The 24,660-nt window shown below is 37.4% G+C and carries 24 protein-coding genes; 12 read left to right on the top strand and 12 right to left on the bottom strand.

Translation table 11 applies throughout. From position 1 onward, the window contains the following. Window positions 1-125: 125 nt before the first annotated feature. The 5 genes from AWW67_RS09135 (at window position 126) to AWW67_RS18800 (ending at window position 2,582) form a co-directional block, all read left to right on the top strand. The gene (locus AWW67_RS09135) at window positions 126-317 is read left to right on the top strand and encodes a CsbD family protein (RefSeq protein WP_062301298.1); all 192 of its coding nucleotides are present in this window, start codon (window positions 126-128) and stop codon (window positions 315-317) included. Between the two features lie 4 nt (window positions 318-321). Beyond that, window positions 322-1,239 (top strand): mechanosensitive ion channel family protein, encoded by a 918-nt coding sequence (locus AWW67_RS09130; protein ID WP_053223394.1) that lies wholly within the window; start codon window positions 322-324, stop codon window positions 1,237-1,239. 33 nt (window positions 1,240-1,272) lie between these two features. After that, window positions 1,273-1,662 (top strand): zinc ribbon-containing protein, encoded by a 390-nt coding sequence (locus tag AWW67_RS09125; RefSeq protein ID WP_062301296.1) that lies wholly within the window; start codon window positions 1,273-1,275, stop codon window positions 1,660-1,662. A gap of 24 nt (window positions 1,663-1,686) precedes the next feature. After that, window positions 1,687-2,175 carry a hypothetical protein gene (locus AWW67_RS09120; protein WP_062301294.1) on the top strand — a complete coding sequence of 163 codons (489 nt, stop codon included), beginning with the start codon at window positions 1,687-1,689 and terminating at the stop codon, window positions 2,173-2,175. A gap of 248 nt (window positions 2,176-2,423) precedes the next feature. Further along, entirely contained in the window at window positions 2,424-2,582 is a 159-nt protein-coding gene (locus AWW67_RS18800; protein WP_082338133.1) for a DUF1328 domain-containing protein, read from the top strand. 80 nt (window positions 2,583-2,662) lie between these two features. Here AWW67_RS18800 and AWW67_RS09115 read toward each other — a convergent pair whose 3' ends face one another. From AWW67_RS09115 to AWW67_RS09100, 4 genes are all read right to left on the bottom strand, one after another. Further along, a complete protein-coding gene (locus AWW67_RS09115) occupies window positions 2,663-4,279 on the bottom strand; it encodes a mechanosensitive ion channel family protein (RefSeq protein WP_062301292.1) in 1,617 nt (538 codons plus the stop codon). Between the two features lie 56 nt (window positions 4,280-4,335). Continuing rightward, window positions 4,336-5,058, bottom strand: a complete 723-nt coding sequence (locus AWW67_RS09110; RefSeq protein ID WP_053223398.1) for a LytR/AlgR family response regulator transcription factor — start codon at window positions 5,056-5,058, stop codon at window positions 4,336-4,338. 17 nt (window positions 5,059-5,075) lie between these two features. Next, complete coding sequence (locus tag AWW67_RS09105) at window positions 5,076-6,122, bottom strand: sensor histidine kinase (RefSeq protein WP_053223399.1); 1,047 nt, start codon at window positions 6,120-6,122, stop codon at window positions 5,076-5,078. A 68-nt stretch (window positions 6,123-6,190) separates the two neighbouring features. Next, on the bottom strand, window positions 6,191-7,510 hold the full coding sequence (locus tag AWW67_RS09100; RefSeq protein WP_062301290.1) for an NAD(P)/FAD-dependent oxidoreductase: 1,320 nt from the start codon (window positions 7,508-7,510) through the stop codon (window positions 6,191-6,193). 358 nt (window positions 7,511-7,868) lie between these two features. Here AWW67_RS09100 and AWW67_RS09095 point away from each other — a divergent pair, with 358 nt between their 5' ends. Beyond that, complete coding sequence (locus AWW67_RS09095) at window positions 7,869-8,762, top strand: 1-aminocyclopropane-1-carboxylate deaminase/D-cysteine desulfhydrase (RefSeq protein WP_062301288.1); 894 nt, start codon at window positions 7,869-7,871, stop codon at window positions 8,760-8,762. On the opposite strand, the gene radA is transcribed toward AWW67_RS09095, so the two are convergent. The 4 genes from radA to rbfA form a co-directional block, all read right to left on the bottom strand. Further along, on the bottom strand, window positions 8,759-10,132 hold the full coding sequence (gene radA / locus AWW67_RS09090; RefSeq protein ID WP_062301287.1) for a DNA repair protein RadA: 1,374 nt from the start codon (window positions 10,130-10,132) through the stop codon (window positions 8,759-8,761). The two genes, AWW67_RS09095 and radA, sit on opposite strands and share 4 nt — an antisense overlap. Before the next feature lie 290 nt (window positions 10,133-10,422). Beyond that, complete coding sequence (locus AWW67_RS09085; RefSeq protein ID WP_062301285.1) at window positions 10,423-13,353, bottom strand: DEAD/DEAH box helicase; 2,931 nt, start codon at window positions 13,351-13,353, stop codon at window positions 10,423-10,425. 95 nt (window positions 13,354-13,448) lie between these two features. After that, window positions 13,449-14,675 (bottom strand): ABC transporter permease, encoded by a 1,227-nt coding sequence (locus AWW67_RS09080; RefSeq protein ID WP_071387083.1) that lies wholly within the window; start codon window positions 14,673-14,675, stop codon window positions 13,449-13,451. A gap of 3 nt (window positions 14,676-14,678) precedes the next feature. After that, complete coding sequence (gene rbfA / locus AWW67_RS09075; protein WP_062301282.1) at window positions 14,679-15,059, bottom strand: 30S ribosome-binding factor RbfA; 381 nt, start codon at window positions 15,057-15,059, stop codon at window positions 14,679-14,681. 142 nt (window positions 15,060-15,201) lie between these two features. Here rbfA and AWW67_RS09070 point away from each other — a divergent pair, with 142 nt between their 5' ends. Continuing rightward, window positions 15,202-16,197, top strand: coding sequence for a DUF6427 family protein (locus AWW67_RS09070; protein WP_141655421.1), 996 nt, complete (start codon window positions 15,202-15,204; stop codon window positions 16,195-16,197). Between the two features lie 14 nt (window positions 16,198-16,211). Here the strand turns inward: AWW67_RS09070 and rpiB are convergent, their stop codons facing one another. From rpiB to AWW67_RS09050, 4 genes are all read right to left on the bottom strand, one after another. Next, the gene (gene rpiB / locus AWW67_RS09065) at window positions 16,212-16,643 is read right to left on the bottom strand and encodes a ribose 5-phosphate isomerase B (RefSeq protein ID WP_062301278.1); all 432 of its coding nucleotides are present in this window, start codon (window positions 16,641-16,643) and stop codon (window positions 16,212-16,214) included. Next, the gene (gene tatC, locus AWW67_RS09060) at window positions 16,640-17,461 is read right to left on the bottom strand and encodes a twin-arginine translocase subunit TatC (RefSeq protein ID WP_062301276.1); all 822 of its coding nucleotides are present in this window, start codon (window positions 17,459-17,461) and stop codon (window positions 16,640-16,642) included. Before tatC ends, rpiB begins: the two co-directional genes overlap by 4 nt. 4 nt (window positions 17,462-17,465) lie before the next feature. Beyond that, entirely contained in the window at window positions 17,466-18,740 is a 1,275-nt protein-coding gene (gene glyA / locus AWW67_RS09055; protein WP_053223493.1) for a serine hydroxymethyltransferase, read from the bottom strand. A gap of 99 nt (window positions 18,741-18,839) precedes the next feature. Then, window positions 18,840-19,334, bottom strand: coding sequence for a response regulator (locus AWW67_RS09050; RefSeq protein WP_176700019.1), 495 nt, complete (start codon window positions 19,332-19,334; stop codon window positions 18,840-18,842). Between the two features lie 248 nt (window positions 19,335-19,582). Between AWW67_RS09050 and AWW67_RS09045 the strand changes: the two genes are divergently transcribed. The 5 genes from AWW67_RS09045 to AWW67_RS09025 all read left to right on the top strand — a co-directional run bounded on the left by AWW67_RS09045 (window position 19,583) and on the right by AWW67_RS09025 (window position 24,654). Next, window positions 19,583-20,122 (top strand): RNA polymerase sigma factor, encoded by a 540-nt coding sequence (locus AWW67_RS09045; RefSeq protein WP_053223411.1) that lies wholly within the window; start codon window positions 19,583-19,585, stop codon window positions 20,120-20,122. A 6-nt stretch (window positions 20,123-20,128) separates the two neighbouring features. Beyond that, window positions 20,129-21,154, top strand: coding sequence for a tetratricopeptide repeat protein (locus AWW67_RS09040; protein WP_053223412.1), 1,026 nt, complete (start codon window positions 20,129-20,131; stop codon window positions 21,152-21,154). 350 nt (window positions 21,155-21,504) lie between these two features. Continuing rightward, entirely contained in the window at window positions 21,505-22,155 is a 651-nt protein-coding gene (locus AWW67_RS09035; RefSeq protein ID WP_062301272.1) for an AlbA family DNA-binding domain-containing protein, read from the top strand. 81 nt (window positions 22,156-22,236) lie between these two features. Beyond that, window positions 22,237-22,761 (top strand): lipid-binding SYLF domain-containing protein, encoded by a 525-nt coding sequence (locus tag AWW67_RS09030; protein ID WP_260311388.1) that lies wholly within the window; start codon window positions 22,237-22,239, stop codon window positions 22,759-22,761. A 165-nt stretch (window positions 22,762-22,926) separates the two neighbouring features. Next, a complete protein-coding gene (locus AWW67_RS09025) occupies window positions 22,927-24,654 on the top strand; it encodes a DUF885 family protein (protein ID WP_062301547.1) in 1,728 nt (575 codons plus the stop codon). Window positions 24,655-24,660 lie beyond the last annotated feature (6 nt).

Genomic DNA, 24,660 nt, shown 5'->3' with positions numbered 1-24,660 from the left:
CAATTTACATTTTATCTGAAACGGCTCAAAACCATCCTAAGCAGTGATTTTACCAATATGAATAGCTTGGTATAATTATTTCTCGATGATAAACGCAAAGCCAACTAAGAACTACAAAAACCAATATGAAAAGATTTCTTCAAGGTAATTGGGATCAGATTAGAAGAAAGCTAATAACAAAATATAAACAGCTAAATGACCAAGATCTGAAATATATAGAAGGGCATGAAGAAGAACTGATTGGTAGACTTCAAGTAAAACTAGATAAAACGAAGCGAGAAATAACTACAGAACTTAAAACGATAATAACTGACTAACCCTATGGATTTCGGAATAAACGATGCGGCCAATATTGTATCTACCAAGCTAAAAAGCTGGCTCGAGGCACTTACCTCTATGCTACCTAATATTGTAGTGGCCGTTTTGGTACTCATTGCGTTTTATTTTCTTTCTCGATTAATGAAAGCAGGATCCAGAAAATTGGTTTCTAGATTCTCAGATCAGGCCGCAATAAGAGACTTATTTTCAACCATTATTGCTTTGGTAACAATTGCCATCGGTTTGGTGGTAGCCTTAAATGTGCTCCAACTTACAAAAGCAGTTACGTCACTCTTGGCAGGAGCCGGAATAATCGGATTAGCGTTGGGTTTTGCATTTCAAGACATCTCCGCAAACTTTATTTCAGGAGTAATTATGGCCTTCAGAAAACCAATTGTTGTTGGCGATATAATAGAAACCAACGGATATAACGGTTTTGTAGAAAAAATTGAACTAAGATCAACCGTTATCAGAACCTTTCAAGGCCTCCATGTTATAATTCCGAATAAAGATATTTTCCAAAATCCATTTACCAATTATACCCGCACACACACTAGACGAATCGATCTAGAAGTTGGTGTGTCTTATGGTGATGATTTGGATAAAGTAACCGAGATAGTAGAAAAGGCTGTGGCCAGTAATAGTCACATAGTCGATGGTCAACCCGTAAAAATGGTTTATGAAGAATTCGGCAGCTCCTCTATCAATTTTAAAGTAATGTTTTGGATTGAATACGACCCTAAAAATCCAATGTACTTAGAAGCCAAAAGCGAGGCAATTAAAGCCATTAAGAAGGCCTTTGACGCCAATGATATTATGATTCCGTTCCCAATCAGGACACTAGATTTTGGAATCAAAGGGGGCGAAAAACTCTCTGATCAAATAGAAACTAAACAAATGAAACTTTTACCAAAAAATTAATAATTCAACTATAACACTTTAAATAACACAATTATGAAAACAATTTATAAAACCATAAGCCTAATGATCGTTTTTTCCGTATTTGGAATAATGAGTTGTCAAAATGAGTCATCTTTTGCTGATGAAAAAGCTGAAATGGAAGAACGACTTGAAAAAGCCGAAGCCAATGTAGATGAAGCCATAAATGACATTGACAGAAGATTAGAAAATGCAGGAGATGAAACAAGAGACAGGTTAGAAGAAATCAGAGAAGATTTAGTAGACGATAAATCTGCACTGGAAGAAGCTGCAGATGATGTTGCAGATGCTACAGAAGAAGCATGGGAGGATACGAAGTCTGCGGTAAGCAGAACTTACGATGATGTATCAGAAGGTTTAGAGAATTTTAAGAAGAATATCGAAGACCTTTTCGACAATAAATAATCAAATCACATTTAAACGAAAACGATGAAAAAATTTATAATAAGTACATTCGTGATTGCCATTACTTTTTTGGCCTCGAATCAAGCGAAAGCACAAGATTACAATACTGCAGTAGGTCTGCGTTTTGGCGGAACTAGTGGCATAACCTATAATACAGGAAATTTTGAAGGAATCTTGGGTTTTTGGGGAAATGGATTTAGTGTAACAGGTCTGTTAGAAAAGCGTACTACCGCCTTCGAAACTCCCGAATTGAACTGGTTTTATGGTTATGGGGGGCATGTGGCTTTCTTTAATAACGGAAACCCAGGTACCAACTTCGGTAGAGGAGACAGAAGATACGATGATTCTACTGTTGGCTTTGGTATCGATGGAATTATAGGCTTAGAATTCGTACCTAGAGAAATACCCTTTGCTTTCAGTCTCGGTTTAAAACCATTCTTGGAAGTGGATACTAACGGAAATTTTTATGGCGCACCAGATCCTGCCATAGGCATAAAATACATTATCAATTAATAAGTAGAGTTGATTTTGACGAAAGAAGGATTCATTTGAAAAAGTGAATCCTTTTTTTTGTGCCATATCTCTGTTGAAATTAGCCACAATTGAAAGGATAACATTGTAGATAATATTCTACAAAACAGCGCCTATTTAAAAACAAAACAGCCATTCAAGCATCTGACAAGCACTTTTTAGTTTTGGATACCTAATTGTCTTACAGTCATTGAGATTAAAAAATAAGTATTCACTAAAAATCTAAAATTATGTTATACTGGTCAATCGTATTTTTTGTGGTAGCTATTATCGCTGCCTTATTCGGGTTTAGAGGAATTGCTTCGGCAACATCTAGCATTGCCAAGTTTCTATTCTTCATATTCATTGTTCTTTTTGTATTGTCACTTCTCTACCAAGGATTCGCATAAAGGCTATGAATGAAGCAAATGAATAAAAAGCCCCGAGTAGTCAATTACTCAGGGCTTTTGCATGTTAAGGGAATCAGTTACTATTCTTTCTTTATTCTAAACCAAGGCGCTACGTAATCTGCTGGCAGGTTTTCTTGAGGAATAGTAGATTGGTTTCCATCGCGCTGAGCTCTGTAATGTGGCGACATAATTTCTACACCCGCGGCATTAAATCCATCTTGAATATTTTGGTGCAAATCAGAATATATTTTAGACATCTTTTGCACCTCACGGGTTCTCACATTCAACTGATAACTCACATAAAAGTCATCTAAGCTGGTTTGGTATACATAAGGGTGTGGCTTCTTCTTAACAAACTCTGTTTTAAGGCCGGCTTCAATTAGCAGCTCGTGAACTTGCCTCCAAGGCACATCGTAACCTATAGTTATCGTGGTATGAAGAATAAGTCCGTCTTCATCGTTTGCGGTAGTATAGTTTATAGTATGGCTGGTAAGCAAGTTTGAATTAGGAATGGTTATGATTTCGTTTTTGATTGTTTTAATTCTGGTGTTTAAAAGCGATTTCTCTTTCACATCGCCTACCACATCTCCAATTTTTACACGGTCTCCAATCTTAAAAGACCTCATATAAGTAACCACAATTCCGGCTATCACATTGGCAATGGCAGAAGCCCCACCTAGCGCTACCAATAGACCAAAAAAGGCAGAAACACCTTTAAAACTATCAGAATCACCCATTGGTAAAAGAGGGAAAATACCAATCAGTACTAGGGCTAGAATAATACCTTTAACAATGTTATAAGTAGGTCTTGCCCAATCAGGATAAAAGCCAGGCACCAAAAGTCTACCTTCTTCGATTTCTACCTTAAAGAATTTTATCATTCTTAAGAAATAACGGGTTACAAACACTGTAACTATAATGGTAAGTAAATTTGGAAGGTAATCTAACAGCCCAATCCCCAACTTCTTAAGGGGGGTAAGGATAAGATGAAACAAAGTATCTGCAATGCCTTGTGTCCAAGGAAAAAGACTAAAGAGAATAGGAAGCAGCAAATAAACTACTATTACAAGAATTAAGACTCTTAAGCCCTTGGCCACATATACAATAACTCGAGTGAGTACTTCGGATTTAAGAAGCTGGTAATTCTTAATAGAAATGCTCTTTATCATTTTACCCTCTTGGGCATGAATTTTAAGATACACTGCCCTAAAAAACCTGTTATAATATTTTAGGCCATAAAGGAAAAGACCTAAAATTAACAGCGCAATTAAGATGTTGATGATTAAGCCTTGCCAATTAAAGAAGGTCTCTTTTGTAAGTCCCTCCTTTAAAAGTTCGTAGTAATAGTTGGTGGTTCGGTTAAGGTTGAGGCCTAATTGTACCGCATCTTTTTCCGTAACAGACATTATTATGGTTCCTTCAACCGTAATGTCTTGAGTTGTATTGTTTTTTAAAATTTTTAGAGAGTCTACAACCTGAGTTTCGCTGGCAAGAAAATCTTCAATTTTCCGATTAATCTGCCTTACTCTTTCTTCTGGAGAAAATGGGCCAATGCCTTGTTGAAGATAGAAGAGGGTGTCTTTTGCTATTACAGGAAAACCCGCAGGTTTAACTTGGGTAATACTATCCGTTTCGGTCTGAGCCCTAAGCCCCTGAAACGAAAGAATTAAAAAAAGAAAGCTGAAAACTATTTTCATATGGCACAATGCTACGCATTATCATGATAATAGTTTTCAGCCAAAGAAACAATTTTTTAGAGGCTCATCATCTCTTTAAAGCGAGCCGCTTGTCTTCTACTCACTTCAACTTTGTCGCCACCACGCAAAACCACCATTAACCCACCGTTAAACCACGACTCAATGCTTTCAACCCAAGTAAGATTGATGATATGTTTTCTGCTAGCGCGGAAGAATGACCTATCGTCTAACCTTTCGTCTAAGGCGTTCAATGACTTGTGAATCATTGGTTTAAAATTATCGAAATAGATTTTGATATAGTTTCCGTCAGATTCGAACAAACGAATGTTTTCTAGCTTTACAAACCAGCATTTATCACCATCTTTTACGAAAACACGGTCGTTCGGGCCTAGCTTTTTGTCTTCTGATTCACCTCTAACCTCTTCTGGCTGAACTCGCTTTAATAACTTATTCAGAGCATCTTTTAAACGGTCTGGCTCAATTGGCTTCAACAAATAATCAAGTGCATTAAAGTCGAACGCTTTAAGTGCGTACTCATCATAGGCAGTTGTAAAAATAACTTCTGGAACATTATCTAAAGATTCAAGTAGCTCAAAGCCTGTTTTTTCTGGCATCTGTATATCCAAAAACAGTAAATCTGGCTTTAGCGAGTTAATCTTTTCCTGAGCGTCTTCAGCATTTACCGCTTCTCCTACAATGTCGATTTCAGGGTATTCCTGAAGCAAATTGGTTAACTCCTTTCGGGCTAATCTTTCGTCATCTATTATAAGTGCTTTCATAATTTATGGGCTAACTGTTAAATTCCCTGAGGAATTCTAACTTCTGTTATTACAAACTTATCATTTTCATTGTAAATATTGAATGTCGCTTCCGATCCATAGATCAGTTTTAGTCTTTCTTTGGTGTTACTTAGGCCGTAACCACCCTTTTTTCCGGGTTTTTTAACACCATGAACGTATTGACCACTATTTTTTATTCGTAGTTTTAATACGGAGTCTTCTGCAATACTCTTGATTTCAATAATTCCTCCTTCTACTAAATTCGAAACCCCATGTTTTATTGCATTTTCAACCAAAGTTTGCAGCATCATTGGTGGAATCTGAAAATGGTTAGAACGTGGATCAATATTGTATTTTATTTTAAGTCGCTCTTCAAAACGAATTGACTCAAGCGCTAAGTATGCCCTTACAGTATTCAGCTCATCATTAAAGTTAATCACTCTTTTCTTGTCCATGATAAGCGAAGTTCTCAGAATATTGGAGAGCTGTGTGATTGCAATTTTGGCCTTAGCAGGTTCTTCATCAACCAAAGCCCTTACGCTGTTTAATGCATTGAAAATAAAATGTGGGTTAAGCTGTGACTTAAGCTGATTCAGCTGCATTTCATTAATGGCCGCCTCATACTTTAATGAACGGTTATTACTTTCTAAGTAATGATAAAGGAAATAAATGGTTGTCCAAATAACATAGAGAAAAGCAGTTACGAGAAAATCGAAGGTAAGCTGAAGAAAAAGGTCTCCATTATTAAATTCTGCACTTCTAAACACCAAGTATGAAAGTTGGTTAAGCAGGCCCGAAAGTACAGCTACAGCTAATATAAGCGCTAATATTCGAGAAATTATTTTACCAAGGTCTACCTTAAGCCAGTTGTATTTAATTATTACGTTTCTAATAATAAAGTGAGAAACCAGAAATGGGATGAGGCTCTGAGTAATGGCTTCAAACTGCTGCCTACGCATTTGTTCTGGGCTTTCGCCAAGGGCCGAAATAAAAATCAAATTGATAATAGCGGGCAATGCCCACCCAACGATTTGTAATGTCCAATATAGCCTCTTCTTCCGCACCCCAAAAAGTAAGAATATTTAATCATTCCATTAACCGCGATTTTATAAAAGGCAGAAAGAATACCTAATCACAAAGATTCTCCCTGTTTATAGTTTTTGTTCCGAACAAAAGTTCGAATGATTAATCGCGTTCCCCGGTCGTAAGTAAAGTAGTTCCACACCCAGTTACTAAAAACAACAAGACGATTTCTAAAACCAATAATCGAGAGCAAGTGAACGAACATCCAAACCAACCAAGCTGGAAAACCACCAAAGGTGAATTTTGGCATATCTACTACCGCTTTGTTTCGGCCTACCGTAGCCATAGAGCCTTTATCTACATAATCAAAAGGCTTCATTGCCTCATTTTTTGATTGCCGTATAAGGTTGCGAGCCAAAAGCTTACCTTGCTGAATGGCTACCGGAGCCAGCATTGGCTGACCATTAGGGTAGCGGTCGGTTTTCATAAAAGCAATATCGCCCAGCGCAAACATGTTTTTTATACCCTTCACAGCACTAAAATCATCTACCAAAATACGCCCACGTTCTAGTGAACTTTCTGGTATGCCATCAATAATATTCCCTTTTACACCCGCGGCCCAAACCACAGTTTTGGCAGGAATTACTGTGCCATCTGAAAGTGTCACCTCCTCACCATCATAATTTTTTACAAAAGTGTTTAGCTTCACTTTTACATCAAAGGCATCCAAGTATTTCAATGCTTTTGCACTAGCCTTTTCCGACATTCCAGCCAAAAGTCTTGGGCCTGCATCTACCAAATGCAGGTTCATAATATTAAAGTCTATGTCTGGGTAATCCTTCGGCAACACATGTTTTTTCAACTCTCCAAGCGCTCCAGAAACTTCCACACCGGTAGGTCCGCCACCTACTACCACGAAATTTGTCAGTTTATCCTTTTCAAGTGGATCTCTAGTGAGTACGGTTTGCTCAAAATTCTGAAGCATTTGACTTCTTAAATTAAGCGCTTGCGGAATCTGCTTGAGCGGAAAAGTAAGATTGAACATCTCCTGATTACCAAAGTAATTGGTTTTAGAACCGTTGGCAATTACTAAATAGTCATAGTATAAATCGCCTATTAGGGTGTTTATTTTTTGTTCTTCAGGTTGAATTTCAGTCACCTTGGCCATTCTAAAATAGAAGTCAGGATAATTATTGAATAATTGGCGAAGTGCCCCAGCAATAGAGTCTGGTTCTAGGCCTGCGGTGGCTACTTGGTATAGTAGTGGCTGAAAAGTATGATAGTTATTTCGATCTAACAGAACTACCTGAAAACCATGACCTTTTAACCCTTTTGCTATTTGAATACCGGCAAAACCACCGCCAATAATTACTACTCTTTTCTTTTGGGTTTGAGGAATGTCGAGGTGAAGATTTTTGAAGGGATCCATATGTTAATAATAGTTAATTAATGAACGATTATAGGCACTTATGGTTTAAATAAATGAACATCGGTTTAAAAGAAAGTCAGAGAAATTTGAAATACAACACAACGACTTTCCGTTATAAAACCGAAGAAAGAAATTACTAGCCATTGGCTAGAAAAGGCAACGTTAAAATCGTGTTGGTAACTTTGAGTGTTAGGTAAATGCTTAGGTTAAAAGTAGAGACAGAGTAGATTTAGATTTTAATGTTTTTGGTTGAAGATGGTGCTGTTGCGAAAGTGACAGCATCTTTTTTTTGTAGCTGATGTTTTGTCAAATTCACCTTATAATTCGGTAAGTTTTTAAAAGCCGTCTATCTTCATTCATGCAATCGCCCAAAACCCCTATTCAAGAAATCAAAGACCCACTTTTTGATGAAAAAGGAATCAAGTTTTTTGTGAAACGCGATGATCTTAACCATCCAGTAGTTTCGGGCAATAAGTTTAGAAAACTGAAATATAACTTAGAGCAAGCGAAACTGGAGGGGCATAATACGCTCTTGACATTTGGCGGTGCTTTTTCTAATCATATTTATGCGGTAGCTGGTGCGGGTGCTTCGTTTGGTTTTAAAACCATAGGTATTATTCGTGGCGAAGCACACGAAACGCTAAACCCAACCTTGGCTTTTGCACAATCGCAAGGAATGCATTTGCATTATATGGACAGGGAAACTTACCGAAAGAAAAGTGAGCCTGAGGTATTAGAGCAGCTCGAAAGTCAATTTGGTAAATGCTATATTTTACCCGAAGGAGGAACAAATCAGCTGGCCATAAAAGGCTGCACAGAGATTATTAGCGAGATTGATCAGGATTTTGATGTGATTACTTGTTCAGTAGGCACTGGAGGCACCATTTCGGGTTTGATTGCAGGCTTAAATGGAGCGAAAAAATTGATAGGCTTTTCGGCACTTAAAGGCGATTTTCTGAAAACTGAAGTGAATGTACTTTTGCAAGAGATTGGGGTTGACAAGCTCAATAACTGGTCTATTCAAACGGACTATCATTTTGGCGGCTATGCCAAGATAAAACCTGATTTAATCCGTTTTATTCGGGAATTTGAGCGGGCACACAGTATTCCTTTAGAACCCATTTATACAGGTAAAATGTTCTATGGCCTTTTCGATATGATTAAGAATGACTTTTTTGAAAGAGGAGCCAAAATTATGGCTGTACATACGGGTGGTCTTCAAGGAAATGCTGGCTTTGATTTCAGAGATTAACCCAACAACTCTTCAAAAACATCGGTCAACCTACTAAAAGGCCTGATTTTGATATTGTATTTCTTTTGATCCAAGCCCTTCATATTGTATTTAGAAATAAATATTTGGGTAAAGCCCAGTTTTTCGGCTTCAGAAATTCGGTTGTCGATTCTATTAACCGCCCGCACTTCACCACCCAAACCTACTTCAGCAGCAAAAGCTGTTTTATCAGAAATTGGCGCATCATGCAAGCCACTTACCAATGAGGCACAAACCGCAAGATCAATGGCGGGTTCTTCAATTTTAATTCCGCCAGCCACGTTTAAAAATACATCTTGGCTACTCAGTCTAAAACCTCCACGTTTTTCCAACACTGCTAACAACATGTTAAGTCGTTTGGCATCAAAGCCCGTGGAGCTTCTCTGAGGCGTTCCGTAAGACGAAGTGCTCACTAGCGACTGAATCTCTATTAAGAGTGGTCGATTGCCTTCTATAGACGCGCCAATGGCTACACCAGGCGAGTCAGCTTCACGCTGACTGATTAAAATTTCAGATGGATTTGAAACTTCACGAAGCCCTGTAGACTGCATTTCGTAAATACCCAATTCAGAGGTTGAACCAAAACGGTTTTTCACGGTTCGCAAAATTCGATACGCCAAGTGTCTGTCCCCTTCAAACTGAAGCACAGTATCCACCATATGCTCTAATACTTTGGGGCCTGCCAAACTTCCTTCCTTGGTTATATGGCCTACAAGAAAAACAGGCGTATTGCTTTCTTTGGCAAACTTGAGCAGTTCAGCAGTGCATTCGCGCACTTGAGACACAGACCCCGCTGCAGATTCTATTCTTGGGGTATGAAGTGTTTGAATGGAATCGATAACGAGAATATCGGGTTGAATTTCTCTAATTTGAGTGAAAATGTGTTGGGTTGAAGTTTCAGAAAGAATGAAACAATTTTCTGAGGATTGGCCAATGCGCTGTGCTCGCATTTTAATTTGTTGTTGGCTTTCTTCCCCCGAAACATACAACACTTTTAATCGCTTAGATGAAAGCGCCAACTGAAGCATCAGTGTAGATTTTCCAATACCTGGTTCGCCACCAATAAGCACCAATGAACCATGTACAATTCCACCGCCTAATACGCGGTTCAACTCATTGTCATAAGTAACTATACGCTTTTCGGTATTGCTTTCTATTTCGTTTAGCCGAATTGGTTTTGAAAGTGTGGTTCTTGAATCATTTTCTCTCCAATTGGTGAGTTCTTTTTCTGAACCTCCTACTTGTTCTTCAACATAAGTATTCCATTCGTTACACGAATTGCATTTACCAACCCACTTGGCAGATTGGACTCCACAATTTTGACAAACGTAAACAGATTTGATCTTCGCCATACCTTGGGCAAGTTAAATGGAAAGGGAGTATAAAAAAATAGCGGACACCTTATGCGCCCGCTTTTCAATCGAATTATCAACATCTTTTTTTTACTAACTATGAAGAAAGTATTCTAAAATGAATGTCAATTCTTAAAGTAACTGAGTTTGCGGAAAAAAAGATGCGTCTTGAATTAACTTTTTAGTTAAAAAAACTAAAATTCAATTTATAGTAATATTTAATATAGCTTAGTCCAATCGAATAGCCTTATCTCCGCACTATGGTTTCAATTTTTGACTTTTAAATCAGATTAACTGAGTAGGCTCTCTATATCGCTCGCCTCTAGTTTTTTGATAAAGCTTTCTTCTGTAGTAATTAAGTCTGAAGCCAGTTTGATTTTATTTTGTTGGAGCGCTAAGATTTTTTCCTCCACCGTATTTCGGGTAATAAATTTATAAGTGAAGACGGTGTTCTTCTGTCCTATTCTGTGGGCCCTATCTACGGCCTGCGCTTCAATGGCCGGATTCCACCAAGGGTCGAGTAAGAACACGTAATCGGCACGCGTTAAATTTAAACCCAAACCACCCGCTTTTAATGAAATAAGAAAAAGCCTGATGCTTTCGTCTTTCTGAAAAAGATCTACTTGTTCTTGCCTATTTTTGGTGCTTCCGTCTAGATAGGCATACTTCAAGTCGTTCTGTTCAAAGTACTCTCTAACTATAGATAGATGTTTCACAAACTGACTAAAAATAAGAATTTTATGGCCTTCGCTTAAAGCCGATTCTATCATGTAAGTCACGTCCTCCAATTTGCCAGAATCACCTGTATATTCTGGGTCGGTCATTTTTGGATGGTTGGCAATTTGCCTGAGCTGCGTAAGGCCTTGCAATAGCAGAAGTTGCGATTTTTTAACTCCCGTTTTTTCTATGTTGTCCAGAATTTTGTTTCGGTAATATGATTTTACCTCTTCATATTTTTCCTCTTGCTGAGCGGTCATTGTGCTGTATTTCACATTTTCCACCTTTTCTGGTAAATCTTTAGCTACCTGCGATTTTTGCCTCCTCAAAATGAATGGTTTAATAATCACATTCAGCCTTTTGGCCTTTTCTTGGTCTTGCTTCTTTTCAATCGGCAGCTGAAACTCATCTCTAAAATAACTTTCGGTACCCAATAGCCCTGGGTTTACAAAACTCATTTGAGACCATAAGTCTAAAGTGCTGTTTTCAAGCGGTGTACCGGTGAGAATGAGTCGGTATTTAGATTTCAGCTTTCGTACGGCCTTGGCAATATTCGCAGTAGGATTTTTGATGGCCTGAGATTCATCAAGAATCACATAATTGAAATAATAACCCTTGAGAATATCGATGTCTATTCTGGTAATTCCGTAAGAGGTAAGAACTAAATCATAGCCTTCAAAGCTCGCTACATCTTTATTTCTTCCAGAACCCGTATATACCAGTACCTTCAAATCTGGAGTAAATTTTGAAGCTTCAATTTCCCAATTATAAATTAGGGAAGTAGGCATAATTAACAACGAGGCATTCTTCTTTCCTTTGTCTTTTTCTGATTGAAGCATGGCCAAGGTTTGTACGGTTTTACCCAAACCCATGTCGTCTGCCAAACAGCCACCAAAGTTGTAGCTAGAAAGAAAACGCATCCAATTATACCCTGCTTTTTGGTAGGGCCTTAGCTGCCCTTTAAATGAAGAAGGAATTTCATAATCCTCAATTTCTTCAAAATTTTCAAGCTGCCTTAATTTCCTGTCCATACTGACTTGCGCCAGTTGTCCATTTTGTAAATCTTGAATAAGCGATAGGTGATGCTTTTTAAGTTTGGGCGAACCTTCATGGTCCATAAAAGCGAAAAGCTCAGCGTAGTTAACAAACCAAGCATCAGGAATTACAGCGATTTCTCCGTTTGGAAGGATGATTTCTCTCTTTTTACCCGAAATAAGCTTTCGTAATTGTTCAAATGGAATTTCGTAGTCGCCAAATTTTATAATGGCATGAATATCGAACCAATCAATATTCTCATTTACTTTAATATCGATATGGGCTTCACCAACGAAATAGCGCTTGCTATCCTTTTCGCTCTGGCGAACAACTATTCCCTCCTTCTCAATGAACTCCTTTTTCTCTGTGAGCCAAGCAAAGCCAGCGCCACGGGTTAAAGTTTGGCGTCCATTTTTTAACACCAGCCCCTTCTCTCCCAGTTTTTTAATAATGTCTAATTCGGCCTCTACATTTCGCTTTATTTTATGGAAAATGTATTCTTCTCCTTTACGCTCTAACTTTACAGATGAAGTGGCATTTACATCGTAAGGAAACGTATACGGCCCGTATTTAAACCCAATTTTGAATAGCAATTTGGCTGGTTCAGGGTCGGATTTTCCATTACTTCCAGCCAACCCAAATAAGTCTGGCGTGCCAGTTTGTACAGTCGATAATTCAGAGAAGGTAATTTCTGGAATCAGTTCATGCCTCTCTGTATTGATTTCAAAACCCTTGGCATATACATCAAATGAAGCCACCAAATTGCTTACAAACTTTTCGTAATAGGTGGCCTCTACCTTTCTCGGGATCACAACAAATTTCTTGTTCAGAAAGGGCTTTAACTTTGGCCCATCAACTCCCTTTTCAAAACGAAAAAGTTGATCGTTTACCACCAACCAAGCTGGTTGGTTACAAATAAGGAATGAGCCATTGTATTGCCATTCTAACTTTTCTCCATTGTGTTTGATGGTAGGGAAATAATGGGTGTTTTCTTCATTTCTTCTAAAATGAAAAAGTACACTGGCCTTTTGTTCCATCCAGTGAATTTGCCTCCAGGCAGGTTCACCATCACGGCCCATTTCAAAAATCATTTTACCTTCCATAAGGTCTAGAACTCTAGAACGCCTTACTTCTAAGTAATGGTCAATGTTTTTTTGTAATTCTACATCGCCCTTTTCTTTATCATATACTTTAAAGAAGAATTCAGCGGGTTTGATTTTTTTCTTATAAAACTTAAGCGTAATGGCTTCTTGCTGCATTTGATCCATAAGCTTAATTAGCTCATAGTCCCTTTCGTCCATTCCCTTCCCAAATTCTTTTGCGTTTTTAGAAGAAATGTTTTGATGCTGTAGAGTCAAGCGCCCTTTATCGTCCAACTGAACCACAAAGGACTCGAATAGATAGCCTAAGTATTCGTGCTGAAAGAGCGAATAGATTAACTGGAATGGTTTGCCTGTAGATACCTTCATTTCAAAAAAATGCGACCCGCAAATTAATTATTAATTTGAGAAGGAATGGCCGAAAACGAACAAAAAACCAATCAAAGAATTTAATTAACTGAAAATCAATTCAAATTTTTAACGGTTTCAACTCGAGAGGCAATAATTGCAGGACGATAGGATATTAAAATGGTAATAAGAAAAATACTAACACCCACCATTATAAAATCGGTTACCTCTAATTTAACGGGATAGGCATTCATAACAGCACTTTGCATTCCCATACTGACTAGGCCGAACTTCTGCTGTAAAAGGCAAAGCGCTAAGCCTGCAAGTAAGCCTATTACTGATCCTACAAGTGAAATGATACTGCCTTGTTTCAGGAAAATTTGTCGAATAAACTGAGATGTAGCCCCAAAAGAGTAAAGCACAGAAATGTCTCTCTTTTTTTCTATGGCCAACATTGAAAGGGTAAAAAAGATATTGAACGAAGCAATGGCCATTATAAATGATAGTGTGATGTAGGCAAAAAGCTTTTCAATTTTTATGGCTTTTAGCAAACTAGAGTGAAGTTCATCACTATCTAATACTTCAAATTCATTACCGAGTCTATTTGAAACTTCTTCTTTAATTTTATTTATGCTTACTCCTTCATCGAGGTATAGTTCTATGGAAGTCCGTTTGTTCTCATAATCCATTAAGTCTTGAGCAAAACTCAACGGAACAAACACATAGCTTTCGTTATAAACAGGTTCAATGTTAAAGATAGCAGCAGGCACTATGCTTTTTCGGGTAATTGAATTATTGGTAACAGGCATTCCTGGTCTGAGTTTTTTAGGATAGACAATTTGCATTCCATAGGAATTCACATCAATTCGCAGGCTCAAATTGTAGGCTACGCCTGTTCCTAAAATTGCATAGTTGATATCACCTTCCTTCAGTTTCATTTTCCCTCTAACCAAGAAAGTATCTAACCGATTTACAGAGGCATAGTTGCTATCTACACCTTTGATTTTAGCCACAACTTGTTGGTCTTGAAAAAGAATTAGCGCGTTATCTTCAATTACTTCGGTAACTATGTTTACTCCTTCTATGGATTCTACTTTAGCGCGTAACTCAGGAGTCATCTCAAAGGATTTACCTACCGAGGCCTGAATGGTTAAAGGTGCATCAAAGGAATTATAAACGGACCGAACAAAATCCTGAAGACCATTAAAAACGGAGAGCACAACAATAAGTGCGGCTGTACCAATCGCAACTCCAATTACAGAAATCCACGAAAGTACCTGTATAAAGTTCTTTTTTTTCTTTGAAGCGAAATAACGCTTTGCTATGAAACTGGAGAGATTCAAAATTTATTCTTCAGTATCGTTATTGTTAGCAGGAGGAATATTCAGTTTGTTGATAATTTGATCCATTTTCTCAGCCTCTTCCGCAGTACTGTCGACATGGAAAGCAATATGAGGAATGATTCTTACTTCTTTTCCGATACGTTTTCCTAAGCTGCCTCTAATTTTGCTTTTAGCAGCTTCTATTTCTTCCATAATTTTTTCAGCAGATTTAACAGGAAAAATACTGAGGTAAATTCTTGCCAAACCAAGGTCTGGGCTCATGCTTACATCTGAAACCGTAACCAATGAGCCAATAAATTTAGCTGAATATTCTTTCTGAAATATTTCGCTTATTTCTTTTTGAATGAGTTTAGAAAACTTAAGCTGTCTTTTACTTTGGGTCATGCTGCAAATATCTTATTAATTTATCTATTTTCCTTCCTGTGCTTTTTTTGGCTTATTTTACCAACTCATAGTAACTACGACCAAATTGCTTCAATTCTTCAGAAAAAACGATCCGTACCTGCTATTGTTTATAGCTGCCTTCTTGATCATAACAAGAGTTATTTTACTTATTATAGGCTTAGAAGAGTCGACTATTTTGAATAGTTCTTACTTACTAGGCACTGCCTTTAACGAAAATCCCGGCACAGTAATATCCAATTCCATTTCGGCTGGGCCTTTATACACTTTTTTCTCTGGATTGCTGGTCCTTTTATTCAATAGTTCAGTAGTTGCATCGGTAGTAGTATCCGCCATACTCGTATTCATACAAGCAGTTATATTTAATACTACACTACAACGGAATGCAGCTTTTGAAGATAATACTTATTTACCTGGTATACTTTACGCTATAATTTTAAGCTCATCTAAAGAGTTTCTCTACTTGAGCCCAGCCTTAATGGCCAATACGTTTTTACTATTGGCTACTGATAAAATTCTTATTCACTTAAAGTTTAGAGGCTCTGAAGAGAATATTTTAACCACAGGTTTTTTACTGGGCTTAGGCGCATTGTGCTATGCTCCTTATTCTATCTTCCTGATTTTTACGATCCTTATTTATGTAGTTTATTCGGGCACCTTGGTTAGAAGATATTTCTTAATGACTTATGGCTTCATTTTCAGTTTTCTAATCTTCTGGATTTATTATTTGTGCTTTCAACAAGGCGCTGCCTTTATTGGAAATTACTTTTCGGGCTTGTTCAGAATAAACGTAGTAGATGGAACAGTACTGAATAATATCTTATTAATTTTTGGCTTGCCCTTATTTTTAACTGTTTTATCTGGTGCCCAAAGCTTTCAAGGCGCTGGCCTTACTAATCATCAAATCTTAATTCAAAGAATGATGTTGTGGATGCTAATTTTTGCATTGGTCATTCTCAGGTTAGACAATCAAATGACCCTTTTAACGGTTCAAACACTAGCAATTCCATTAACTTTCTTTTCAAGTCAATTTTTGTTAACCAGAGCAAAACGATGGGTAGCAGACCTCGTGTTTCTATTTTTGGCTACTTCATCAATAACCTTTTTGTTTACTCTTTGACCTTGAGAAGTTAGCTAGCAATTGATTTTGTCAACCCTTTTTTGGTGACGACCACCTTCGAAATCGGTTTCGAGAAACAACTTTACCATTTCTTTAGCTAAATCTAAATCTACAAATCGAGCAGGAATACAAATCACATTTGCATTATTGTGTTGGCGAGCTAACGCGGCCAGTTCCGAATTCCACGTTAAAGCAGCTCTGATCCCTTGGTGCTTGTTGGCTGTCATGCATACTCCATTTCCACTTCCGCAAATGGCAATACCTAAGTCTAGTTCACCAGCTTCAACTTTAGAAGCCATTGGATGAATGTAGTCGGGGTAGTCTACCGAATCTGTTGAGTTAGGTCCAAAATCAGTAACCTTAAAGCCTAAACCTTCCAAGTAAGGTATAATTTCATTTTTGTATTCAAAACCTGCGTGGTCTCCACCTATTCCTATGTTTTTCATGCGTTCTTCTTTTCGGTTGATTTTTCCACCCTTCTGGAAACCACTATACTTACCTCATATAGCCCTATAATTGGTATAGCAATAAGTATCTGACTCATTACATCAGGCGGAGTAATTATTGCTGAAATTACTAAAATTGCCACAAATGCGTGTTTTCTATATCGCTTCATTACTGCTGGGCTTGCTAAACCAGCCTTTGTAAGGAAATATGAAACAACTGGTAATTGAAACATAAAACCACATGCCAAAGACAATGTCACTAGCATATTTAAAATAGATTTTATATCTATTAAATCTTGAATTTTATCTGATAGCGTAAAATTAGCTAAGAAATTAATTGATAGGGGTGCAATAATGAAGTACCCAAATGCCACCCCAGTAAGAAATAAAAAGGATACAACAAGGACAGCTCCTCTTGAAGCGCTTCTCTCTGCACTTCTAAGGCCAGGTTTTACAAAGCGCCAGATTTCCCAGAAAACATAAGGGAAGGCCACAACAAGACCAATAACCGCAGATGAAGTGATACTCATTACAAACTGACCTGTAATCTCTCGGTTCTGAAGTGACATAGGAATTTCCTCAAGACACAATGCAGGGGATCTGAGAATTTCGGACAACTCACATAACTTTCTGTAAGTCCAAAAGTCCGATTCGGTTGGCCCCAGAATCACTACATCCCAAATGTACTCTCTAAAGAGATAGGCTGTGATCATTAAGACGGCTATAGCAATCACCGATCGCACCAAGTGCCACCTTAACTCTTCGAGATGGTCTAAAAAGCCCATCTCTGTTTTATCATCTAACTGATCTAGTGCCAATTAATTAAGCCTGAAAAAGTGGGAAATCTCGCATCCATGAATTTACCTCAGAGCGAATTGCACTCAATTTCGAATCATTATCATGGTTCAAAAGCGCATGATCAATCATCTTAACAATTCGTTCCATATCCGACTCAATTAAACCTCGAGAGGTAATTGCAGCCGTACCAATTCTCATTCCCGATGTCACAAATGGCGATTTGTCATCGAATGGAACCATGTTTTTGTTTATCGTGATGTCTGCTTTGCCAAGAGTAGCCTCGGCTATTTTTCCAGTAAGCCCTTTGCTTCTTAGGTCAATCAACATCATGTGGTTATCAGTACCACCAGAAATAATCTTATACCCAGAATCAACAAAGGCTTTTGCCATTACATGAGCATTTTTCTTCACTTGAAGAATATAATCCATGTATTGGTCGCTCAATGCTTCACCGAAAGAAACGGCTTTGGCTGCAATTACATGCTCTAATGGGCCACCTTGAGTACCTGGGAAAACTCCTGAATCCAGTAATTGAGACATCATTCTAGGCTCTCCTTTAGGAGTTGTCAAACCCCAAGGGTTTTCAAAATCCTTACCCATCATAATCAAGCCGCCTCTTGGCCCTCTAAGAGTTTTGTGTGTGGTGGTGGTTACGATATGACAATGCTCTAATGGATCGTTTAAAATTCCTCTAGCAATTAAGCCTGATGGATGTGAAATATCTGCCAAAAGAAGAGCTCCAACTTTATCAGCAATTTCACGAAGACGTTTGTAATCCCAGTCTCTACTGTATGCAGAAGCACCACAAATAATCATTTGCGGTTTTTGTTCAATTGCAGTGGTTTCAACTTTATCCCAATCAATTAAACCAGTTTCCTGTTCAACTCCATAAAAAGATGGCTGATATAATTTTCCTGAAAAATTTACAGGTGAACCATGAGTGAGGTGACCACCATGAGACAAATCAAAACCAAGGATTCTATCTCCTGCTTTTAAACATGCTAACATTACAGCCGCATTGGCTTGGGCTCCTGAGTGTGGTTGCACATTCGCCCATTCTGCTCCAAATAATTCCTTGATTCTAGAAATCGCTAGCGACTCAACTTCATCTACAACTTCACAGCCACCATAATATCTCTTACCAGGTAGTCCCTCGGCATATTTATTAGTAAGCACTGACCCCATGGCTTCCATAACTTGATCAGATACATAGTTTTCTGAGGCAATTAATTCAAGCCCTTCGGTTTGTCTGTGACGTTCTTTTTTAATAAGATCGAAAATGAGTTGGTCTCTTTGCATGGCTATGGTGTAGTTTTCGCCAAAAATAGGGTAACAAGTTCTAATTACCAACCAAGGTACCCTTGTGAGTCAATATAAAAAAAGAAAGAGGAAAGAATGTTATTTCTGAACACCAACAGCCTCTAGTATGGTGTCAATTACCTGAATATGCGTAAATGGCTTTCCGATATACCCACTCATTCCGCAAGCTTCAATTTCAGCTTTAACATCATTGTAGCTATAGGTGGTGTATGCAAGTATCGGAATTGGATTGCTTTTAAACTCTTCTGTTTCTCTAATTAGTTTGGTGGCCTCAAATCCATTAATGCCAGGCATATGTAAATCCATTAAAATTAAATGGATAGGCTTTGATTTGAAAGCCAGAACAGAATCCTCAGCACTAAGACACTTGAAAGAAGTACCTCCAAACTTGGCAAGAGTTTTATCTGCCACGGTTAGATTTATAGGATTGTCATCAACAACTAAGATATTGATTCCATCAAGTAATTTTTGATCCGATTGATTAACAATAAATGAAGGCTCATTGGAAAAACTGTCCTCCATGAGATGAATCTTATCATCAATCAAATAGTATGATGTCCCTTTCAATTGCAATGTGTCTCTTTTAACTTTAATGATTTAACAAGGCAAATGTCACCCTTCAAAAACTACTAATTTCAAATTTTCAAAAAAAATCACTTTAAAATCGAAAAAAGTTATAGTTCTTAGGGTCAGAATACAGAACCTCTAAGATCGGTTATTTACCTAAATTCAGTCAAAAAATTGGGGTTTTAAAAAAAATTAAAAAAAAATCACTTTACAAGGGTGACATTTGGAGTTCTAAATCATTAATAAGAGAAGGCATGAGCGAAAGCAGTCTTATTGTGAGGCTAAAGCGTGGTGACCAGCAAGCACTAGAACAGATTTACTCTGAATATAGGCAAAGCTTTATCACGTACATCACAAACACTCATAACTGTTCAGAGGAACAAGCTGTTGATATCTATCAGTATGCTATATTATCTTTCTACGAGAACGTTGTAGATGGTAGTTTTGAGGAAATGAATGCTGCTGGGATCAAAACATACCTTTATTCCATTGGAAAAAATAAATTACTTGGTGATTTAAGGAAAAAGACCAAAATCACTTTTCAAGGGAAATTTAATGATGATGATCTAATACTTGATGAAGACGAATTTGAAATTGAAAAAATTGAAAAATACGACAAGATTAGTGAAGTCATACGCTCAATGGGAGATCCTTGTAAGCGAATTTTAGAACTGTTCTATTTTAACAAACTTTCAGCTGATGAGATTGCTGAAATTATGGGATATAGTAGTGGAAATACAGTTAGAAATTTGAAATACAAGTGTATTCAAAGAATAAAGAAACTAATAGAGTAAATTCCAATGAAGGAGAATTTAGATTTAATTGACGCTTATTTGAATGGCAACCTCGACACCAACGAGATGCTGGATTTTGATGATAGGTTAAAAAGTGATCCTGAATTCCAATTGGAATTTCAAGAAGTAAAACTCATAAAGAATATTACAAGAGAAGAAGTAAAATCAAAAGTACTTCAATCTTTAAAAAACCAAGAAGCCTCAATTCAATCACTACAAATAACTAAAACCCACACTACTATGAAGAAGTACATTTCAATTGCAGCAACTTTGCTTTTGATAGTATCACTAAGTTACTTCGGTCTCTTTAGCGGTACATCAGAAGTTGATGGCTCTAAAATCTTCGGTGAATACTATGAAGCATATACTAACGTAGCTTCAGGTATTGAAAGAGGTTCAGCTGTCGACCTTACAGACTTAAAAAATAGGGCTTACTATGCTTATGATTTAGGTAGTTATGAAGAAGCCGAAAGAGGTCTTACTCAATTAGTTGAAACTGAGAAAAATGCTGACAATTATTTTTATTTAGGCATCTCTCATATTGAAACAGGAAATTTAGATGCTGCTATTAATGATCTAAATGTTGTATTGAATAATTATTCAAAATATACAGATCAAGCACAATGGTATTTGGCTTTAACACTTTTGAAAAATGGATCAACAGATGAAGCTCTATCTAACCTTGTTGACTTAAGCGTTAAAGGTGAATCTTATAAAGAACAAAGCCTTGAAATACTGAAAGAAAAATTCGGATTTAAAAGTTTTGGTGAAATTGATCCAGAGACGGTTGTAGTAGTAGAAGCTACGAAGAGACCAGACCCAGAGCTTGGAACAGACTGGGATGCTCCAGATGGCTCATTCGTTGATAAACGCCAAGTTCAGTTTGGTGTTGTGATGAACTCAAACGGAGAGGCATTTGACTTCTTTAACGATAAACCAATAGATAACCTTAAAGAAGGTGATGTTATCCAGTGTATCGTTCTTACTAAAGGTAAAAAAGGTAAAAAAGGGTACGCTTTCTTACTAGGATAATTTTAGAATTCCATATACACACATATACACACACTTTAAAGCGTCTCAATAATTTTGAGACGCTTTTTGTTTTTAAAAGCCTTGCTCCAACTAAAACTAAATTGAGCTTAATCAAGCAAAGTGTTCTAGAGCTCCATAGAAAAACATTGCCTCTCAACTCCTTTTTATATTATTGAACCAACTAAAAACCTCTATCCGCTTCTGTTGAATCAAATAAGGAAGAAACCTGAATTGAGTATTGCTATTATAAATTTGGCTCATCAATTTGAACAGTTAGTTATAAAGTAAGGTTTCTTTTTCTCTCAGCATATAAAACACGGTCAGAGAAAAAACTGTATTATTTAATAAGTATGGAAAATTGGAGCATCCGAAGGATAAGTGAGCTTGCCAAAAAGGGCGAAGGCGTTCACCTTGAATTTAAGAAAAAGGCCAACTTTCCTGATAAAATAGCCAAAGAGTTAGTCGCATTTGCTAACACCCAAGGAGGAGTTCTTCTATTAGGTATAGATGATGACGGCACTGTATCAGGAACTCGCGATATTGAAGGAGAAGTATATGTATTAGAACAAGCAATTCGAAACCTCATTTGGCCCAAACTAGAATATGCTTTACAAATTATTAAACTAAATGAGAAAAAAGGAATAGCGGTTTTTGAAATTGAACGAGGCAAGAAATTACCTTTACACCTTAAAGAAAATTTAAATACCAAAACAGGGAAGGCTTACGTTAGGGCTGGTGAACAAAGTTTACAGGCAAGCAAAGAAATGCGTGAAATTTTAAGAAGACGCATAAAAGAAAAGGATACTCAATTTACATTTGGAGAGAAGGAAAGAAAATTAATGGAGCTTTTAGAGTCTAACCAAAACATTACGCTCAAAAATTACGCTCAAGCAGCCAATCTATCCAAATTTATTGCTTCACGGACATTGATAAAATTAGTACTCGCAAATGTACTGGAAATTCAACCTGAAGAAGGTCAAGACTTGTACTTCAGAAAATAACAATTTATAAAACTTTAGAAGAACGGTTGATTAGTAGGGATCGATAAAACAAATAGTATTATGAGAATCAAAAGTTTAATAGTGACATTTATAACAATAGGCCTATGTTTTTCGATGCAAGTGAATGCCCAAAACAAAGAAAAATACGACATAAAAAAGGCTAACAAGACCATAGCTGAATTCAAAAAAGTAGACAACAGCCTAGAAACCTTCTTTGAAAATTCATTTGGTTATGCAGTTTTTCCGTCTATTGGAAAAGGCGGTATCGGTATTGGTGGCGCAGCAGGAAAGGGTGTGGTTTTTAAACAAGGTGAAATGATTGGCGGATCCAACATGACCCAAATCACTGTTGGCTTCCAGTTTGGAGGACAAGAATACAGTGAAATCATTTTTTTCGAAGATTCGGACAGCTTCAACCGTTTTATCAATAATAAATACCAGTTCGCAGCTCAAGTCTCAGCGGTAGCATTAAAATCGGGCATATCGGCAGACGCAAGTTATACTGATGGTGTAGCCGTTTTTACACAAGCTAAAGGCGGCTTAATGTATGAGGCCTCCGTTGGGGGACAAAAGTTTAAGTTCGTTTCAGAAAATGAAATGAAGTAGTAACAGTTTAGAAGCATTAAGAAATTGAATGGCTTGCCATTAATGACAAGCCATTTTTTTATTCTTCGAAACCACTCATCATGAGATTTGTACCTGACTGAAACAACAACGATGAACTTCGGTTTTCTCTTCTATTTTTACCTTTTGATTAAACTCATTCTACAAATGAAAAAGCTATCAAAGTTATTTTTTATCGCTTCTCTATTTTTAACTTCTGGCCACTTAACTATTGCTCAACAGCCCGACAATCAATCAGGAGTTACCGAATTATACGATTTTTCGGTAAACCTAAGAGCAGATTACGGAAGCCTATCTCGTTTCTACTCTATTGAAAACTCCCCAGAAAGAAGGTTACGTTTCGAAAACTTTTTTAAAGATCAGCTCTCGAAGCTTGAGAAATTCAATTTCAATAAACTGTCAACTGGTGGTCAAGTGGACTATCTACTTCAAAAGCGATATATAGAAGAAAACTTATTTGATTTATCAGAAGAAGAAAAAGAAGTAACCCTGCTAAAAAAATGGATTAACCCTGCTGAATATCTCTATGAACTAGAAAAGAAACGGAGAAGAGGATTGCACCTGGATAGCGAAAAAGTAGCCGCTGACTTGAACGACATCGCTAAAAAACTAAAAGTGGCTACTGACGAATTAAAAAAAGAGAATCCAACTTTTTCTAGAGAACTAACCCGTAGAGCAGAACGAACAATACGAGGCCAAAAACGCGCACTCAATAGTGTTTATGATTTTTACAAAGGTTACGATCCTCAATTTACTTGGTGGGTTACAAAACCATATGAAGTATTAGATAAGGCCCTAGATGACTACTCAAAAGTACTCAGTGCACAAGTTGATAAATCTACTTTGCCTAAAGATGACGGCAGTGGAATTATAGGTAACCCTATTGGAAGAGAGGAATTAATTCGGCAGTTAAAGTATGAGATGATACCCTATTCACCTGAACAATTGGTAGAAATCGCCAATAAAGAGTTTGCTTGGGCAGATGCCGAATTACTAAAGGCTTCAAGAGAAATGGGCTTTGGCAATGACTGGAGAGCCGCTCAAGAAAAGGTGAAGATGTCATTCGTACCTGAGGGGCACCAACCAGAAGCCATGCTGAAACTGTACAATGAGTCAGTAGATTTTCTGAAGAAGAACAACCTACTCACCATTCCACCAATTGCAGAAGAAACCTGGAGAATGAGCATGATATCGCCAGCAAGACAGTTAATCAGCCCTTTCTTTTTGGGTGGAGAAACACTTCAGATTTCTTATCCAACGGATGAAATGAATCACGAAGATAAACTGATGAGCATGCGAGGCAACAACCCTCATTTCTCTCGAGCCACCGTTCACCATGAACTAATCGCTGGCCATCATCTTCAAGGATTTATGAATAACCGAAACAAGGAATACCGTTCATATGGCACTCCTTTTTGGACGGAAGGTTGGGCACTTTATTGGGAGCTTTTACTTTGGGATATGGACTTCCCTCAGTCGCCAGAAGACCGTATAGGCATGCTTTTCTGGAGAATGCACCGTTCCGCCCGTATTATCTTTTCACTTAACTATCACTTAGGTGAATGGACACCCCAGCAGTGTATCGACTTTTTAGTAGATAGGGTGGGACATGAACGCGCCAATGCAGAAGGAGAAGTGAGGCGTTCTTTTGAAGGTAATTACGGTCCACTTTATCAATTGGCGTATATGACAGGTGGCCTCCAGTTTTATGAGCTTAAAAAAGAGTTAGTAGATAGCGGTAAAATGACCATTAAAGAGTTTCACGATGCCGTTTTAAAAGAAAACAGTATGCCTGTTGAAATGGTACGAGCTATATTAACCAATCAGCGGTTAAAGAAAGATTTTAAAAGTAGCTGGATGTTCTATAATAAATAACCTTTT

This window comes from Roseivirga seohaensis (assembly GCF_001592945.1).
GTDB lineage: Bacteria > Bacteroidota > Bacteroidia > Cytophagales > Cyclobacteriaceae > Roseivirga > Roseivirga seohaensis.
This window is presented reverse-complemented; position numbering and strand designations above follow the sequence as displayed.

Bases quoted from the DNA above. Each gene is read 5' to 3' on its own strand.
- rpiB (WP_062301278.1), bottom strand. From the start codon at position 16,643: ATGAAAAACATAGGAATAGGTGGAGACCACGCAGGTTTTGAATACAAA.
- AWW67_RS09085 (WP_062301285.1), bottom strand. From the start codon at position 13,353: ATGAAGGTATCTACAGGCAAACCATTCCAGTTAATCTATTCGCTCTTT.
- AWW67_RS09100 (WP_062301290.1), bottom strand. From the start codon at position 7,510: ATGGATCCCTTCAAAAATCTTCACCTCGACATTCCTCAAACCCAAAAG.
- AWW67_RS09045 (WP_053223411.1), top strand. From the start codon at position 19,583: ATGAGCGAAAGCAGTCTTATTGTGAGGCTAAAGCGTGGTGACCAGCAA.
- AWW67_RS09115 (WP_062301292.1), bottom strand. From the start codon at position 4,279: ATGAAAATAGTTTTCAGCTTTCTTTTTTTAATTCTTTCGTTTCAGGGG.
- AWW67_RS18800 (WP_082338133.1), top strand. From the start codon at position 2,424: ATGTTATACTGGTCAATCGTATTTTTTGTGGTAGCTATTATCGCTGCC.
- AWW67_RS09125 (WP_062301296.1), top strand. From the start codon at position 1,273: ATGAAAACAATTTATAAAACCATAAGCCTAATGATCGTTTTTTCCGTA.
- radA (WP_062301287.1), bottom strand. From the start codon at position 10,132: ATGGCGAAGATCAAATCTGTTTACGTTTGTCAAAATTGTGGAGTCCAA.
- glyA (WP_053223493.1), bottom strand. From the start codon at position 18,740: ATGCAAAGAGACCAACTCATTTTCGATCTTATTAAAAAAGAACGTCAC.
- AWW67_RS09095 (WP_062301288.1), top strand. From the start codon at position 7,869: ATGCAATCGCCCAAAACCCCTATTCAAGAAATCAAAGACCCACTTTTT.
- rbfA (WP_062301282.1), bottom strand. From the start codon at position 15,059: ATGACCCAAAGTAAAAGACAGCTTAAGTTTTCTAAACTCATTCAAAAA.
- AWW67_RS09135 (WP_062301298.1), top strand. From the start codon at position 126: ATGAAAAGATTTCTTCAAGGTAATTGGGATCAGATTAGAAGAAAGCTA.
- AWW67_RS09130 (WP_053223394.1), top strand. From the start codon at position 322: ATGGATTTCGGAATAAACGATGCGGCCAATATTGTATCTACCAAGCTA.
- AWW67_RS09040 (WP_053223412.1), top strand. From the start codon at position 20,129: ATGAAGGAGAATTTAGATTTAATTGACGCTTATTTGAATGGCAACCTC.
- AWW67_RS09035 (WP_062301272.1), top strand. From the start codon at position 21,505: ATGGAAAATTGGAGCATCCGAAGGATAAGTGAGCTTGCCAAAAAGGGC.
- AWW67_RS09110 (WP_053223398.1), bottom strand. From the start codon at position 5,058: ATGAAAGCACTTATAATAGATGACGAAAGATTAGCCCGAAAGGAGTTA.
- AWW67_RS09120 (WP_062301294.1), top strand. From the start codon at position 1,687: ATGAAAAAATTTATAATAAGTACATTCGTGATTGCCATTACTTTTTTG.
- AWW67_RS09025 (WP_062301547.1), top strand. From the start codon at position 22,927: ATGAAAAAGCTATCAAAGTTATTTTTTATCGCTTCTCTATTTTTAACT.